Origin of the sequence: Leptolyngbya sp. PL-A3 (assembly GCF_039962325.1) — a bacterium.
GTDB lineage: Bacteria > Cyanobacteriota > Cyanobacteriia > Elainellales > Elainellaceae > Vacuolonema.
In genome coordinates this window covers 152,000-168,097 of the sequence record NZ_JAMPLB010000004.1, presented here as the reverse complement: position 1 = coordinate 168,097, position 16,098 = coordinate 152,000, and the positions used below count along the sequence as shown (strand labels likewise).

The 16,098-nt window shown below is 52.7% G+C and carries 11 protein-coding genes; 2 read left to right on the top strand and 9 right to left on the bottom strand.

Translation table 11 applies throughout. The annotated features are described in order from the left end of the window. Nucleotides 1–12: 12 nt before the first annotated feature. The 5 genes from NDI52_RS05430 to NDI52_RS05410 form a co-directional block, all read right to left on the bottom strand. Nucleotides 13–624: a heme-copper oxidase subunit III gene (locus tag NDI52_RS05430; RefSeq protein ID WP_190772932.1), complete on the bottom strand. Its 612-nt coding sequence runs from the start codon at nt 622–624 to the stop codon at nt 13–15. A 17-nt stretch (nt 625–641) separates the two neighbouring features. Further along, nucleotides 642–2,318: a cbb3-type cytochrome c oxidase subunit I gene (locus NDI52_RS05425; protein ID WP_190772931.1), complete on the bottom strand. Its 1,677-nt coding sequence runs from the start codon at nt 2,316–2,318 to the stop codon at nt 642–644. 60 nt (nt 2,319–2,378) lie between these two features. Continuing rightward, nucleotides 2,379–3,338, bottom strand: coding sequence for a cytochrome c oxidase subunit II (locus NDI52_RS05420; RefSeq protein WP_190772930.1), 960 nt, complete (start codon nt 3,336–3,338; stop codon nt 2,379–2,381). Between the two features lie 115 nt (nt 3,339–3,453). Continuing rightward, complete coding sequence (locus tag NDI52_RS05415; protein ID WP_190772929.1) at nt 3,454–4,056, bottom strand: DUF2231 domain-containing protein; 603 nt, start codon at nt 4,054–4,056, stop codon at nt 3,454–3,456. Next, entirely contained in the window at nt 4,053–4,553 is a 501-nt protein-coding gene (locus tag NDI52_RS05410; protein WP_190772928.1) for a DUF2231 domain-containing protein, read from the bottom strand. The genes NDI52_RS05415 and NDI52_RS05410 overlap by 4 nt, the downstream gene beginning before the upstream one ends. 972 nt (nt 4,554–5,525) lie before the next feature. Between NDI52_RS05410 and NDI52_RS05405 the strand changes: the two genes are divergently transcribed. After that, nucleotides 5,526–6,962, top strand: coding sequence for an ammonium transporter (locus NDI52_RS05405; RefSeq protein WP_190772927.1), 1,437 nt, complete (start codon nt 5,526–5,528; stop codon nt 6,960–6,962). A 99-nt stretch (nt 6,963–7,061) separates the two neighbouring features. Here the strand turns inward: NDI52_RS05405 and NDI52_RS05400 are convergent, their stop codons facing one another. Beyond that, nucleotides 7,062–9,137, bottom strand: a complete 2,076-nt coding sequence (locus tag NDI52_RS05400) for a S9 family peptidase (RefSeq protein WP_190772986.1) — start codon at nt 9,135–9,137, stop codon at nt 7,062–7,064. Nucleotides 9,138–9,443: 306 nt separating this feature from the next. On the opposite strand from NDI52_RS05400, the gene NDI52_RS05395 reads away from it, so the two are divergent. After that, entirely contained in the window at nt 9,444–10,328 is an 885-nt protein-coding gene (locus NDI52_RS05395; protein ID WP_190772926.1) for an ATP-grasp domain-containing protein, read from the top strand. 179 nt (nt 10,329–10,507) lie between these two features. Here NDI52_RS05395 and NDI52_RS05390 read toward each other — a convergent pair whose 3' ends face one another. The 3 genes from NDI52_RS05390 to NDI52_RS05380 all read right to left on the bottom strand — a co-directional run bounded on the left by NDI52_RS05390 (nt 10,508) and on the right by NDI52_RS05380 (nt 15,967). Then, nucleotides 10,508–14,020: a choice-of-anchor Q domain-containing protein gene (locus tag NDI52_RS05390; RefSeq protein WP_190772925.1), complete on the bottom strand. Its 3,513-nt coding sequence runs from the start codon at nt 14,018–14,020 to the stop codon at nt 10,508–10,510. A gap of 685 nt (nt 14,021–14,705) precedes the next feature. Beyond that, nucleotides 14,706–15,071 carry a hypothetical protein gene (locus NDI52_RS05385; protein WP_190772924.1) on the bottom strand — a complete coding sequence of 122 codons (366 nt, stop codon included), beginning with the start codon at nt 15,069–15,071 and terminating at the stop codon, nt 14,706–14,708. Nucleotides 15,072–15,316: 245 nt separating this feature from the next. Continuing rightward, nucleotides 15,317–15,967 carry an SH3 domain-containing protein gene (locus NDI52_RS05380; RefSeq protein WP_190772923.1) on the bottom strand — a complete coding sequence of 217 codons (651 nt, stop codon included), beginning with the start codon at nt 15,965–15,967 and terminating at the stop codon, nt 15,317–15,319. Nucleotides 15,968–16,098 lie beyond the last annotated feature (131 nt).

Here is a 16,098-nt window from a genome sequence, read left to right as displayed (position 1 = left end):
ATCCTCTCTCGCTTACTGCCAGACGTAGATCAGAACAAACAAAATAATCCAAATGACATCAACGAAATGCCAGAACAACGACGTAGCTTCAACGCCAAAATAACCGTTGTCGTAATTGTGGGGGTAGAGCGATCGCCCCAACATCAATCCCTGTAAAAGAATGCCAGTGAGTACGTGTAAACCATGGAATCCGGTCAACAAATAGAACGATCCGCCAAATAAACCAGATTGCACGGTGAACGGCAAATGACTCCACTCCACTGCCTGACCGTAAAGGAAGTAGGCACCCATCGCCATGGTGGCGATGAGAAATGTGCGAAAGCCCCATAACTTGCCATCGTGCAAGTAGCGCTCTGCCACGTAGATGACAAAGCTACTCGATACCAGAATGATGGTGTTGATCGTCGGCTCATGGGTTTCCAAACCCGTCACGCCAGGGGGATACCAATCCCCCACTGTTGTCGTTTTGTAGACGATATAGCCGACAAAGAAGCTAATGAAAATCACACTTTCAGATAGCAGGAAGACAATGAAGCCAAACTTACTGTTGCCGGCCTCGTCATGCTCCTGCGTGTGGCGGACATCGGATTCGACGTCTTGGGCGATCGCTCTTTCAGTAGTCATAGTTGTGTCTATCCATCCTACGAAGTTTGTGCGACTGGTTCTTGACCCGCCACCAAAGGTTGATCCTTGCCGTAACCGTAGGGGCCAGAAATAACCGTTGGGATCTCTTCAAAGTTTTCAACGGGGGGCGGTGAGGAAACCATCCATTCCAGGCCGTACGCCCGCCAGGGGTTATCCCCCGCCTGAGGGCCACGAATCCAGGAACTCACCATGTTGAGGATGAACGGCAAGGTAGACATGCCCAATAGGAAACCACCCAGGCTAGCTAGCACATTCCAGTAGGCAAATTCGGGGTCGTAGGAGGCCACACGGCGCGGCATTCCCAAGAGGCCCGCTTCGTGCATGGGCAGAAACGCCAGGAAGGTACCCGCAAAGGTCAACACAAAGTGGAGTTTGCCTAATCCTTCGTAATACATCCGGCCCGTGATTTTCGGGAACCAGTGATAGAGCGCTGCATAGATCGCCATGACGATCGCCCCATACAACACGTAATGGAAATGCCCTACGACGAAGTACGTGTTGTTGACGTGAATATCAATGGGCACTGAACCCAGAAAGATTCCTGTAATTCCAGCGAATAACCAGTTTGTGATGCCCCCCAGCGCGAATAGCATCGGGGTAGTGAAGCGAATTTTGCCACCCCAAACCGTTGCGACCCAACCAAATACTTTGATACCGCTGGGCACCCCTACCAGCATGGTCGTCACCATGAAAAACATCCGCATCCAGCCGGGTGTGGCACTGGCAAACATGTGATGCACCCACACAGTCCCGCTGATAATGGTGATCAGTAGGGACGAGGCCGCAATAATGCGATAACCAAACAGCGGCTTACGAGCATGGACGGGCAGCACTTCGGAAAAGATACCGAAAGCTGGCAACACCATCACGTACACAGCCGGGTGAGAATAAAACCAGAAGAAATGCTGGTAGAGGACAGGATTACCACCTCGCTCAGGTGCAAAGAAACTGGTGCCAATGGTTAAGTCCAGCAGCAGCATAATGGCTCCGCCCGTCAGAGCGGGCAACCCATAGAGCTGGATTAACTGCGCCGACATCACCGCCCAGACAAAGGCTGGAGTCCGAAACCAGGTCATCCCCGGTGCCCGCATTCGCACAATGGTCGTGACGAAATTTACCGCCCCCATAATGGACGATACCCCGGAGATCGCCACCGCCAGAATCCAGAGAAATTGGCCGTTAAACCAGCTTCCTGTGGGTGTCTGCAAACTGACCGGAGGATAGGCCCACCACCCCGATTGAGACGGCCCGCCCGGTACTAAATAACTGCCGAGCATCAGAATTCCCACGACGGGAATCATCCAGAAAGACACCGCATTCAACCGGGGAAAGGCCATGTCTCGTGCCCCAATCATCAGGGGCACCAGATAATTCCCCAGGCCGACCAGCACAGGAAAGGTCCACAAAAACAGCATGATCGAGCCATGCATGGTGAACAGAGCATTGTAGACGGTGCGATCGACCAGATCCGCATCCGGAGTAATCAACTCCCCGCGCATGATCATGGCTTCAATCCCACCTACTAGAAAAAAGAAAAAGGAGGTGACGATGTATTGAATGCCAATAACTTTGTGGTCGGTACTGAAAGTAAAGAACCGCCGCCAGTTATCCGGTGCGCCAGGATACGGCTGGCCACGGGTAATTTCAGGGGATTCTGGGGAAATGGTGGTCATGGGGATAGGGGTGGATGGTTGAATGGGTCGATGAGTGACTGGTTAAAGATAAATTGCCTTCTACGCAGGTGGGCTTGTAGGTTGCTTCGTTGGTGGCGCGTAGTTCACCTCAGGAGGTGGAGCGGGGGCAATGCTGTCCCAGCCTTTGACGATCGCACTTCTGCGGGTGTATTCGGCGATCGCCGGGTTGTAAGCCGTTGTCAATTCCCGGCTTGCCGCATCAGCCAACCACTGCTCATATTCCTCAAGGGGTTGCACAACGACATCAGCCTGGTTCGCAGCAAAGTAGGTGCCGCTAAACATAGAGTCTCGCAGGCGATAGGTACCCGCGCGGGTAGGGGTGAGTTCCATTTCAATATCGTGATTAGGAACCACATCCTGCTTCAAACGGAATGCTGGAATGTAGAACCCATGCAGCACATCCTCGCTATGCAGCGTGAAGTGGATGCGACGATCGATCGGCAAGTGCAACTCGGTGCTGGTGATATCGGCTTCGGGATAGCGGAACACCCAGGCCCACTGTCGCGCCAGCACCTCAATGTTCTCTATAGGCTTTTCCGCTGCGCTCTGAATTTCTTTCTGAGGCGAGCTGTCGAAGGGGTCTGCGTAGGCGGCAGGAATCAGGGAAGGCGTATGCAAGTGCACCAGTTCCATGGGTCCCCGGATCGCCATTTTTTCGTAAGTTTGATAGCTCACCCAGGACAGGGTTAACACCAGCACGATGGGGATAGCTGTCCAAATCACTTCCAGCGCAGTATTGCCTTCGATGGGTGGGCCATCGCTCATGTCGTACTTTTCGGCCCGGTGAAAAATGAGGGAGTAGAAGAACGGCCCAATTACCCCCAGATAAATGAACGTGCCTAATCCGGTGAACAGGCTGAACAAGTCATCAACCAGCTTCGACTCGGAAGCAGCCTCGGGAGGAAACCAGGAATAGGACTGCTTCGCCATCCAGAAGCTAACAAAGGCCGCGAAGATGGCGTAGAGCGTCATGATGATGGCTGCGCGGAGTTTCATCATATGAGAGTAGGTGGGTGAGGGGATGGATATGTGAGGAGCGGGGGAAGAGGTTTAAGGAGGTTAGCTGAATTGCTTGGAAGAGGGCCAGTATGCAGAAGCTCCCCTGCCTATTGATCTAAAGCTTCTCGGCTGGGTTTTCCCCCAGATGCAGCAGTTGATCAGCTGTGATATGAATGCCGAATTCTGTGCCCAGGTGCGCACCTAGCGTGCCCTGGAGGAACATCAGGAGGAAAACAATCAATCCCGCCCCAAGGTAGCTCCATTGCACTTGGCGGGCCATATCTCGACGCCAGCGAAAGCGCTGGAAGCCTCGCCAGACCGTCATACCGACAATCAGTGTGAGAATAATGACTCCACCGACGCCGTGCCCGATCATGGTTTGCAGCGCTCCCATACCCCAGGGGCTTTTCACATCGGCCAGGGGAGCCGCCAGAATAATTTCGAAGAAGCCAGTCGCAACCGTGAAGAAGGTGATGACAGAAGCGGCTACCAGGTTATACCAGCCCACGTCAAACAATGCAGAGCGAGAGACAGGGATGGCCAGGTATTTGAAAACAGCTTTATCGACAGGGTAGAGCACACCGACAATGTCGAAGGCGATCGCTGCAATAAATAACCCCAGGGTCAAATGCACTAAGTTTGGGTGGATCGGGAAGATGTAGGGTAATCCATTAGGCCCCAATATGTTTCTCCACTGTTCCAGCAAATCAGGATTCATGACAGCCCTCCCGAACGTGTGGCTTCCACGACCGGCGTACTATGCAGACCGTATACCCATACCAACAGATCGCCCAAGTAGGTTTGAAATAGTACTGCACCTACCAGGCCCACACTAACGACTAAATATGGAATGGGAAGCTGTTGCTTTTCCTGAGTGCGGATAACGTAGCGCCATCCTGTAACGGCGGCTAAAAAACCAGATAATGACCAGCCTAATAAGGTATGTAAGTTGAGGGTAGAAACTGCGGAACCATAAGGTTCTGCCAAACCCGCTTCAATTTGCCCGAAGATAACTGCAATAAAGATCGAAACCGTTGCAAAAGATAAATTCCACCAGCTCACTTCATAAAGCCGAGAATTCTTGGTGAAATATCCAACTAAATCACAGAACACTGCAAATAACACCATCGCAATGACAAAATGCACCACGATGGGATGAATGGTGTCAGGATAGGGCAGATTGTGTTCATTAAGGGGAGGAAGATACTCAAACACAGCTTCTTACGGTGGGGGTGCAGTAAGCTCCCAGCAAAGATGAACGTACGAGTTGGCATGCATTAGGTAATACTGCCAGTGCTTCAGTACGTTCCCTGGGAGGCTCTGTTTGGAGAGTAACTCCACCTCTTGGGTTACAAAATCTGTCTAAAGAATGAGAGCTTGCTTATAATCTTGAATTGAGGCTGTTTGCTTTAGAATTCGTTTCAAAACATTGAGTTTTCATGTCTTTTTAGCAGGAAAGATCGAGTCTTTTAAACACTTATTAGTTTCTGCCTTTTAAACAATTTCTTAAGAGTTACAGCGCTTTGCGCTTGAATAAAATGCAGCTATTTTTGTAGGACCCTCGCGGAGCGAGGCTCCTACAAAAATAGCTTGTACCTCATAGGCTTGAAAAGTGCTGTATAGGATTTTTTAGTTCAGGAGGCATAAGAGATGGATGTGGGACAAAGTTTCATATCTATTCTTCTTACCTCACTAAACCGGAAAGGTTTATGGTGCTACGCGCTGGTAGGGTTCTGGGCATGTGGATGGGGTGTGGTAACAGGGGTACTTTGTGCCTCTGTTACCACACCCTATCCACATGTTTGAAACATGACCTAGTTGGTTATACGAGAAGCTTTGGAGAGATTAATAGCTGGGGATTCAGCAAGGGCGATCGCCCCAAAACCCAGATCCCTCACCTGCATGGGATCTCAGGTAACACATTGTTAAATCTGACTGAAACTGCAACATTTGATACATTTTGGCGTGAATGTCTATATGTAATCTAAGCCAGAAAATATATGTCCAATAGGGCTTGGCTCGCAAATTTGAAGATGTGCACAGAATAATCAGGGGTGCTGAGTAAAGGTGAAGCTTGCTTACGGCCTCTGGATTTCTTGTTTAGCAAGGCTTCCATCTCAGCCTGCCAAAATTTGCCAGTCAGTTCAAAATTGACATGCCTGCACCACGACTCAAAGAGCGTTACCCATGTTGCTTTCAATCGTAGCTCTTGCAGCTATCAGTTTAACTCTATCATTGGGTCTTTTTCCCCAGGCAGTGCTAGCGCAGACTCCTGATCCCTTAGAAGTCGCTGCAACTGCTCAGGTTTCTGCAGATACAGCTTTCATGCTGATTTGTGCGGCTCTGGTGTTATTGATGACACCAGGATTGGCTTTTTTCTATGGTGGCTTTGTTCGCTCCCTCAATGTACTTAATACATTGATGATGAGCTTTACGATGATGCTATTGGTTGGTGTGACCTGGGTGTTATGGGGATACAGCCTGGCCTTTGCACCAGGCACTTCCTTTATTGGCGGGTTGGAATGGTTATTCCTGAATGGCGTTGGCTTAGAAACTACCGATTACCTGGTGGGGTCTCAGCCAGAGGCGGTTGTGTCCTACGCCCCTACCATTCCCCATGAAGCCTTCATGATGTATCAGGGCATGTTCGCGATGATTACGCCTGCGCTGATCTCGGGGGCGCTGGTAGAGCGCATGAAGTTTCGGGCTTACTTCCTGTTCACGTTGCTCTGGTCTATCTTTATCTACTGTCCCTTAGCTCACATGGTTTGGGCCAAAGGTGGGCTCATGGGCCTATATGGTGGCTTCGGAGCCCTTGACTTCGCAGGAGGCACCGTAGTCCATATCAGCTCTGGAGTTTCTGCTTTCGTGGCAGCGATCATGCTGAAAAACCGTAGAATCTACCCCAATCGTCTGGTTGCTCCTCACAACGTGCCCTTCATCATGTTGGGTGCCGGTCTACTGTGGTTTGGGTGGTTTGGTTTCAACGCAGGTAGTGCCCTGGCTTCTGGTGGCTTAGCGACTGCTGCCTTTGTCGCGACCAACTGTGGGGCCGCTGCTGCTGGCCTTGTGTGGATTTTGATGGAATGGTCTCTAATGGGTAAGCCGACTGCTGTTGGTCTGGCGACTGGTGCTGTTGCAGGTCTCGTGGGGATTACCCCGGCCGCTGGTTTTGTCACCCCCGTTGCGGCTCTGCTGATTGGTGGTATCACGGCCTTCTGCTGTTTCTATGCCATTCGTATCAAGAACAAGCTCGGCATTGACGATGCCCTCGATACGTTCCCAGTTCATGGTGTGGGCGGAACTATTGGGGCTATCCTCACGGGTCTGTTTGCGACCACAACGGTGAATGCGGCGGGTGCTGATGGTCTGTTCTATGGCAATCCTGGCCAGTTGTTCAAACAAATTGCGGCGGTATTAATTGCTTATGCGATCGCGGCCGTTGGTACCTTTATCATCATTAAGCTCCTGCAAGCGACTGTAGGTATTCGTTCTTCTGAAGAGGTCGAAGCTCAGGGTCTGGATCCCTTTGAGCACAGCGAGATTGGTTATGGCGAGTTTGGCATCATGGATATGGCTTCCTCTTCCCATAGCAGTATCGATAAGTCTCTGAAAGACGGCTAAGTTCAAATTCAGTTCAATAGCCAGAAAGGTGCGGCGCTTAGCGCCGCACCTTTTCTTTGGGAAAATGCCTTGATAACAATGCCTTTACCCGCACTGAGGCTACCCAGCAATACCCCACTGACCGAATAAGAATGCGTAGTCCATTGCGATCTCCTTCAGGTGCTCATAGCGGCCTGAGGCACCGCTGTGGCCTGCGCCCATGTTGGTTTTGAGCAGCAGCACATTCGAGTCGGTTTTGAGCGCGCGGAGTTTGGCTGTCCACTTAGCGGGTTCCCAGTAGGAGACGCGAGGATCGTTGAGGCCGGCGGTAATCAGCATGGCGGGATAATCCTTCGCCTCAACATTGTCGTAGGGAGAATAGGACTTCATGTACTCGTAATAGACCGGGTCATTGGGGTTGCCCCACTCCTCCCATTCACTGGCCGACAGGGGCAGCGACGTATCTAGAATCGTCGTCACGACATCGACGAAGGGAACCTGGGCGATCGCCGCCTTAAACAGATCCGGGCGCAGGTTCACCACAGCTCCTACCAGCAATCCACCTGCACTGCCCCCCTCGATCGCGAGATGCTGGGGAGAAGTCCACCCTTCTTTAATCAGGTGTTCGGCACAGGCAATGAAATCAGTGAAGGTGTTCTTCTTCGCTAAAAATTTACCATTCTCGTACCAGCGGCGGCCCATCTCAGAGCCACCCCGGATATGGGCGATCGCCATCATTACCCCACGATCCAGCAACGTCAGGCGGGTTGAGCTAAAGCCAACCGGGTAACTATAGCCATAGGAGCCATATCCCTCCAACAGCAAGGGATGATCGCCCGTCTTCTCAAGCCCCTTCTTGTACACCAGGGAGATGGGAACTGATGTGCCATCAGCCGCAGTGGCATGAAGTCGCTCCGTCACGTACTGAGTTTTGTCGTAGCCTCCCAGCACCGGAGTTTCCTTTTTCAGTTCTCGCTGACGGGTGTTCATGTCGTAGTCAAACACCGAACTGGGGGTTAGTAGGGAGGTGTAGGTAAAGCGCAGCACCGACGTATCAAATTCGGGGTTGGCTCCTTCATACACCTCAAAGCTGGCTTCGGGAAACTCAATGTTGTGTTCGGTTTGAGTAGAGAGCTGACAAATGCGAACCCGAGGAATGCCATCCTCCCGCTCGTATACCACCAGGTGGTCGGTGAAAGCGCTCACCCCTTCCAGCAGCACCGCTTCCCGATGTTCCAGCACTGTCTCCCAATGCTCGGAGGACGGGGTGCTAACAGGAGCCTTCATGAGCTTGAAGTTGATGGCGTTTTCGTTCGTGAGGATATAGAAGCGATCGCGGTGATGCTCAACGCTATATTCCACGCCCTGAGTTCGGGGTTGAAATACTTGAAACTCGCCTGTTGGCTCATTGGCATCCAGGTAATGCACCTCGGAGGTGACCTTGCTGCCCAGTTCCATCAGCAGATAGGCCTGACTCCGGGTTTTACCAATGCTGAGAAAGTAGGCGTCATCGGTTTCATGGAAAACCAGTGAATCTTGCTGGGTGTCAGTGCCCAGGGCATGACGGAACAGCTTATAAGGCCGATTGGCTTCATCGACCTGGGTGTAGAAGACGGTGCGGTTATCGTTGCCCCAAGCGAAGGAGTAGTAGACGTCCTCGACGGTTTCGGGGTAGAACTCGCGGGTTTCCAGATCGAGGAAATAGAGGGTAAAGCGTTCAGCCCCATTGTTATCAACAGCGTAGGCCAGGATCCGGTGATCTGGGCTGACCTGAAAGATGCCCAGATCAAAATAGTCAAGACCTTCTGCTAGAGCGTTTTGGTCAAGTAGCACCTCTTCAGGAGCGTCCAGGCTACCTCGCTTGCGGCAGTGGATGGGGTAAGCTTTGCCCTCTTCGGTGCGGTAGTAATACCAGTAGTCGTCTTTGCGGAAGGGGACGGAAAGATCTGTTTCCTGGATACGAGCCAGCATCTCCTGGTAAAGCGATTTCTGGAGCTCTTCCGTGGGCCGCATGAGGGCTTGAGTGTAGTCATTTTCGGCATTGAGATATGCCATGACTGCCGGATCTTGACGATCGCGCATCCAAAAATACTCATCGAGGCGGCGATCGCCGTGCAGCTCGTGAATGTAGGGACGTTTTTCTGCAACAGGGGGATTCAAGGTCACAGATAATTCAGGAACTTGCGTTTGACTCATACTGGGTAGAAAGGCCCCGGCTCTAGGGATAATGCTGAGCATAGTGCTATACGCTCAGTGTAGAACTTTCTTATTGTTCCCATCTCATTTCCGTTGTAATTGTTTGACTCCAATTCCGTAGCAATACTCTGGACAGCTATCCTCAAGTCCTATGTTCTGCGGGCTTTACGCATAAAGAGGAGTTTGTGTTGAGCATGAGTTCGGGCCGTTTTTCTGAAACCCTTGCTTTTGTGGGCCCTTCACGCACGCAAAATTAAGGATCGCGCAGAGTATGGGTTAAGTTGATGTACGATGTGTGCCCGGCAAATGATTGTTCTTAGTGAAGCCTCCGATGCATTGCCCCCTTCCGCCAGTCGTCGAGATTTGGAGGCGGCAACGGCGATCGCCAAACTCATGGGCATCCCCACCTATCACATCCCCTCCCATGATGCCCGCCTTGGGACAGTGGATGATGCCCTAGCGCACATTCCATTGCAAACTGAGCCTACTCCTGCCGTGTGGTTGGGCTATATTCCCTCTCCCGAACATTACGCCGAAATTTACCAGGCAGCTTACAGGCGAGGGTTGTACCTGCTCAACACCCCCGACGAACACTTGACCGTGCAGGAATTTGACCGGGCCTATTCTCATTTACAGGGCTTAACGCCCGAAAGCATTGTTCTCACCTGTTCTGAGCAGGCGCAACGGGTGCCAGCCGAGTGGGGCTTTCCGGTCTTTGTGAAAGGAGCTATACAGTCGCGCAAATCTCGGGGATGGAAGGCCTGTGTCGCTCACGATGTGGAAGAGTTACATCACCTGGTAGACCTGTTGCTGGCTGACCTTTATCCCTGGTCACGGGGGCGCGTGATCGTGCGGCGCTTAGTGCCTTTGCGTCATACCCGCATGGCTCCCGATGGGTTTCCCCTGGGCCGTGAGTTTCGGGTGTTACTCTACCGCCAACAACCCCTCAGTTATGGCTACATCTGGGAAGGTGACGACCCCGACAAGTTTCTGTCTGTTGCGGATGAAGTGGCAATGTTGGACTGTGCGATCGCCGCTGCCCAACGCCTCTCTACCCCCTTGGTCACCCTGGACATGGCTCAGCAAGTTGACAATACCTGGATTGTGATTGAAACCAGTGATCCCCAATTTACGGCCTTTACCCATTTGCCTCTAATTCAAGCCTGGCAGCAGTTGATGCACATTGTATAGCCCTTCAGGGAAGTACATTTTCCCCTCGACAGCCACGGTTTAAAGCTTGAGAACAGTTTAGTGGTGAAAAACCGTGTTCCACCGGCTTTTCACCACTAAACTGTCTGCTTCTAGGTGCGTAGCGCTATAAAAAAACAAGGGGGCAGTATTGCCCCCTTGTACTTTAGTTGGATAAGAACCTACGCCACTACTCGAAAGTCGGTCGCTGCAAGGGCGGGCCGATTGCTCAAGATAGCGATCGCCCCTCCATCGCCAAAACCACCGTCTGTAGCGTTTGCATTGTAGGATAACACGCCGTTGCTGGTGTTATACACGAAAATTGCCGAGCTGGCTGCAGCGGCGGCGGCCGTCGTTACCGTCGCGAATTCTGCCGCACTCAGCGATCCGCCGATGACGCTGGTGAGTGCCGTGAATGCAGTGCGAGATAGACCGATGCGATCGCTTCCCCTCACAAAATCCGTCACGGTATCGACCCCGAAGTTTGTGGCGGCAAAGGGTATCTCCGAGCGGAACGCGAAGATGTCGCTGCCAGCGCCACCACTGAGGGCGTCATCGCCAGCGCCGCCACTGAGGGTGTCATCCCCTGTACCCCCAACGAGGCTGTCATTGCCTGCCTCGCCTCGCAGCAAATCGTTGCCGCTGAGCCCGTTGATAGTGTCATTTCCGCCCTGGGCATTAATCACGTCGTTTGAGTTATCAAGCCCAGACGTGTTGTTGTTTAAGCCATTCAGAAACGTCACCGTATTCCGGTTCCAGATGCGGCTGAGCGTGGCGTCGGCGTTGAAAACATCAAAGCTGTCCAGGTTAGCGGTCTGATTTTGGAACAAAATATTGCCCAGGTTTACATTGGAACCGGTACTTTGGGATAGATTCTCCAAATTTTCAAGCAGAAAGTTTTGCAGGGTCACCTGGGTTGCAGCACGTCCCTCAAACCGCAGCACAACGTCGCTGCCTACCTGCTCAGCCAGGAGGTTCTGGGCGATCGCCCCGGCTCCCGTAAATTGCAGCGTATCGACCTGGCTTGCATTACCCTGAAACTGGCTTCCACGACCGACCCCAACAAAGTCGCGCACAACGGCTGCCCCAGGGGTATCCACGGCAATCACGATTCGGTCAGCCCCGGTGCCACCGGTAAAGGTATCGTTCCCGGCGACCCCAACCAGAGTATCGTTGCCTCCCGCACCGTCCAGCACATCGTCATAGTTACTACCAACGATGTTATTGTCCAGCTCGTTGCCGGTGAGGATGCCTCCCAACACCGTGACGGTAACGGTGGCTGTATCTGTATTGCCGGCTGCATCGGTGATGCTGTAGGTAAAGGAATCCTCACCGGAGAATTGAGGGAGGGGGGTGTACTGAAGGCGATCGTCGGTGTAGTTATTGGGGGTGCCGTTGTTGTTCAGTACAACAGTGCCATTGAGAGGGGACGTGAGGATGGCGATCGCCAGCGGACTGCTGTCATTAGCCAGCACATCGATCGTGATGGGCTCTCCTCTCAGGGTCGTGGCCACATCATCGGCCGCCACAACGGTCGTGACAATCTGTGCGGCACTGCCAAAATTAACCTCTGTACTGAAGCCACCCTCAACCTGGGTTAATCCAGAGTTGGGAGTGGTTTGAGTAAAACCCGGCATCGGCACCTCCCGCACGGTATAAAAGCCGGGAGTTAAATCTATGAATTGGTAGCTGCCATCGCTGCCTGTTAGGGTTGAAACCTCTCCAGCATCTAACAGGCCATTGTCATTGATATCGAGATAAATGGTCCAGTCTGACAGGCCGGGTTCTCCAACATCGAGTACCCCATCACGGTCGAGGTCGTTGAACTTGATGCCACTGATGCTGCCATTGGTGAGTGCATCGTCATTGTTGATAATGCCTGTAGCGCTTCCCCCCGTCACCAGGACGCTGCCACCCGAGGTGCCAGTAATACTGTAGACAAAGGTTTCGTTCGGCTCGATCAGGGTGTCTCCAATGACATTCACGATGGCCTGAGCCGTCGTCTGCCCCGCCAGAATCGTCACCGTTGAGCTCAAACTATTAATGTCAGACCCGAGCGACGCTGTCCCTCCCGTAATTCCCAGATTAACGACGATGTCTTGGGTCGCTGGTTCTGAGAGGGTGAGAGTAAACTGATAGGCCGTTAAACCATTGTTACCTTCGATCAGGGTCAGATTACCAGGAGTCAAACTCAGCGTCGGGAGGTCATCATTAACAATGGTTCCCGTCACCGAGCTTGTGGCTGGATTAATGTTGGCGTTGGTCGCGCCCAGAATGGTGTAGCTAAAGGTTTCATTGGGCTCGATAGTGGTATCTCCGGCCACCTGAACAATCACCTGGGTGCTCGTACTGCCAGCCGCAATCGTGGCGGTAGGGGTAAAGATTAGATCGGTGGCAGGGTCAGCTGTTCCGCCAGTAATACCCAGGGTGATGTCTACGGGTAACACAGCCGCCTGGGAAAGGGTCAGGGTGTAGACAAACGTGGTGACTCCACTATTCCCTTCATTCTGGCTTACCTGCTCGGCGCTGATGGATAAGCCCGGAAACGCAAACTCAAAGGCGCCAATATCCACAATACCGCCGTTGGTGCGGATACTGCCCCGCTGGTCAAACGGTAAGAGTTCTGTGCGATTGCCATCCCTGTCTAAGTCGGCCACATCCCGGGGGATGTTGCTGCTAAGACCACCGTTTACAGCCGGGCTTGTACCCAGGAGGGCATAGGTTGCGGTGGAGCCGCCGTTATTGGTCAGGGCTATCAGCCCAGGGTTCGTGATGTTGGGGCGATCGCCCGTTTGAGTAAATACCGCTGCTGCTGCATTGGTGGTGCCAATCAAATTGCCGCCCAGGCTGGTCAGCGTTGCCCCGGCTGCCGCCACATCAACGGCCGTTCCCGAGGTGTTGCCGGAGATAATCGTGTTGCCTACGGTGGTGAGGGTAGCCCCAGCCGCGTTGAAGAGGCCCGAACCCTGATTATTCGGAGCGGTGTTAGCGGTCAGGGTCGCGTTGAGCACCTGTATGGTACCGCCGTTGTTTTGAATGCCACCACCCGTAAACACAGCCGTATTGCCGGAAAGGGTAGAGTTCAATACAAAGGCTTCCGAGGTGCCCCCCGCTGCTGCAGCCGAGGTGACCAGGCCACCTCCCGCCCCGGCCCGGTTTCCCTGAAGCGTGCTATTAATCAGGTACAGGGTGCCACTATTGGCAATGCCCCCTCCACTGCTGGTAGCTACGTTGCCCTGGAGGGTGCTATTGACAACGGTGAGGGTCCCAACGTTTTCGATCGCCCCTCCACTTGTAAGGGCTCGGTTGTTGCTCAGGGTGCTGTTGCTAATCTGTAGCGTACCCTCGTTGCGCACGGCCCCTCCGCCTCCGGAGGTGGTGCGGCCATTGCTCAAGGTCAGGCCGTCCAGCTCAGCGCTGGCTCCAGCCGCGACGCTAAACAGGCGACTGAACGCTGCACTATTGCCAGAAATGGTAACGGGAGCGCCTACTCCCTGAGTGCTGATTACGGTGGTATTGGAGTCTGTGAGCACCAGCTCCCCGCTGGTTAGAGTGATGGTATCGGCACTGGCATCACTAAAAACCGAGCCTGAAAAAAGAATGGTGTCCTGCTCGGTGGAGTTATTTGCATCGGCGATCGCCTGCCGTAACGAACCTGCCCCACTGTCGTTGGTATTTGTAACAAGAATAAGCATAAGAACAAAAACTCCAGCTCCGAACGATTCGTCTGTACCCTCATTTAAGGATTTGCATGGTTAGACGGGTGCTATACCCGAGCAGGTAAACGCCGAGGCCAAAGCCCGCCCCTGATGCCGATGTAGTGTCTCCTGATTTCACAAGTTGCTACATCTTGCCGCTGATGATTCGGTAAAACCAAAGAAACAAGCCTGTGGGCAACCGGATCTAAGTGGCAATCCTCATCCGTATTAATTCTCAGATAATGTCATGCAATATGTTCGAATAACTTATCCCTTGGCGCTGGCGTACACAGACTAAATTCATCAACTCTTTATGAAAGTTCGTTCCCAATCTGAGGAGTAATGGTTAATATGAATCTCTTAATAAAGTTTTTAGAGGTGTTCATCCAAAAAGCCTGAATTCCTTAAGCGCTCAGGCTTTGCGTATATTTCAAGCCTGGGGTCTGCCTTAAAACGTACTCTAGAGACAGGGTGTGGAAGCAAGGGATGCATGACTTTGCTTCCACACCCCATCCCCTTTACCCTACAAGGCTTCCTTCACAGCATTTTCCAGCTTAAGAAACCTGAGTTCGGGTTAAAGGCGTTTTCGAGTGCCGCGCAACGCGCGGCACTCGAAAACGCTCATTTTGGTGTGCGCAAAGCGCACACCAAAATGAGCACTTCAGCTTATCCCAAACTGAGCTTAAGAAGCATTGGAAACCTTTCTGAATCGCAGGGTAATAGCACTGCTTCCACCGAGGGATGCTCCCGACCCGAGTAGGCTCAACTGGCCCTCAGCATTCACTTCTACCGAGAGTTCGACTTCTTCCAGCTCCATGCCCCCCATATCCTGAGCTCGTTCTTGAGCGTGCTTCAACACCCGTCCCATGGTGTTTAGGAACTCGGCCATGCCTTGCTCCAGCTTATTGGCTGGGATGGGAATACCCGGGCGACTGGCAATTTTGGGCGATCGCACCACATCTTCCCCGGTTGGGCTGCGTGGAGTATCGCCTCGTTGTATCTCGACTGGCATGGAGTCTGTCACAATCCAGATATAGTCTTCTGCCATGGTCCGTGTTGTTTTCTACGTTCCTCAGTTTAGGGCTTCCCACGATAGGCGTCACTTGAGGGGCTATCCGAAAGCCTAGTAGGCTGCGGCCTAAGTTCGCAAACTATGTTTTTGTGTAGGGTGCGAAGCACCCTACACAAAAATATAGGTGATGGATTTCCGCCTCAGCGTACTAGTTTGGGGAGTGAGCCGTACATACGCACGGCTCACTCCCCAAACTAGGCTTTCGGTTTTCGAGTCGGGTCTTACTTGCTGCAGTTTTGTCGCAGGACGGGGTTCCCATTCTGAAAAACCCGTAATTCAGCGAAACCACCGGGAGCACTGCTAGAATCCCAGGCGTCTTCCAGCACGTAGACGGTATTGGCGTTGACAAATTCGTAATTCCAGGAGTAGCCACTGCCGATCCGCTGACCGTTGGAGAGGTTAAGGTTACCCTCGCTGCTCCGGGAGCTGTAGGAGTACTGGTCGCGGCCTGTTTCCGTCAGCGTTACGGTGTAGGCACCACAGACATACGTATGAGCCCAGCGACCGGGTGCTGGTGTTGGTGTTGTGGCGGGTGCTGTTCCTGGTGTTGGCGTTGGTGTTGTTGCGGTTTCCAGTTGAATGAAGTCGCTCCGAATCCAGCCCCGTACGCCAGAGGGGAAGCTGACGTAGTACCAGAGGAAGCCATCGGCGGCATTGGCTCGTGTCAGCACTTCGACGCGATCGCCCACCAACCCATAACTGGGACTGGGTGCATTGAGGGAGGGTTCTGTTCGTATATTGACTTGTGAGCCAGGGCTGCTGCCGACAACCCGCGCTGGTTCTGCCAGGGCAGGTAACCCCATACCGATAGCCAGTAGTGCCGTTGAGAGTGTTTTTAGAAGTAGCGATCGACCGGGGAAACCTTGTTGCATGGTATCTCTTGGGGGGTTACTAGAAACGACTAAAACACGACAGAAATATATTGGGATAACGGTAGAAATGCATTATCCAAATTTTCTATGGAATACCTACCACATTGGTTTAGGAGAATGCAAATAAATAA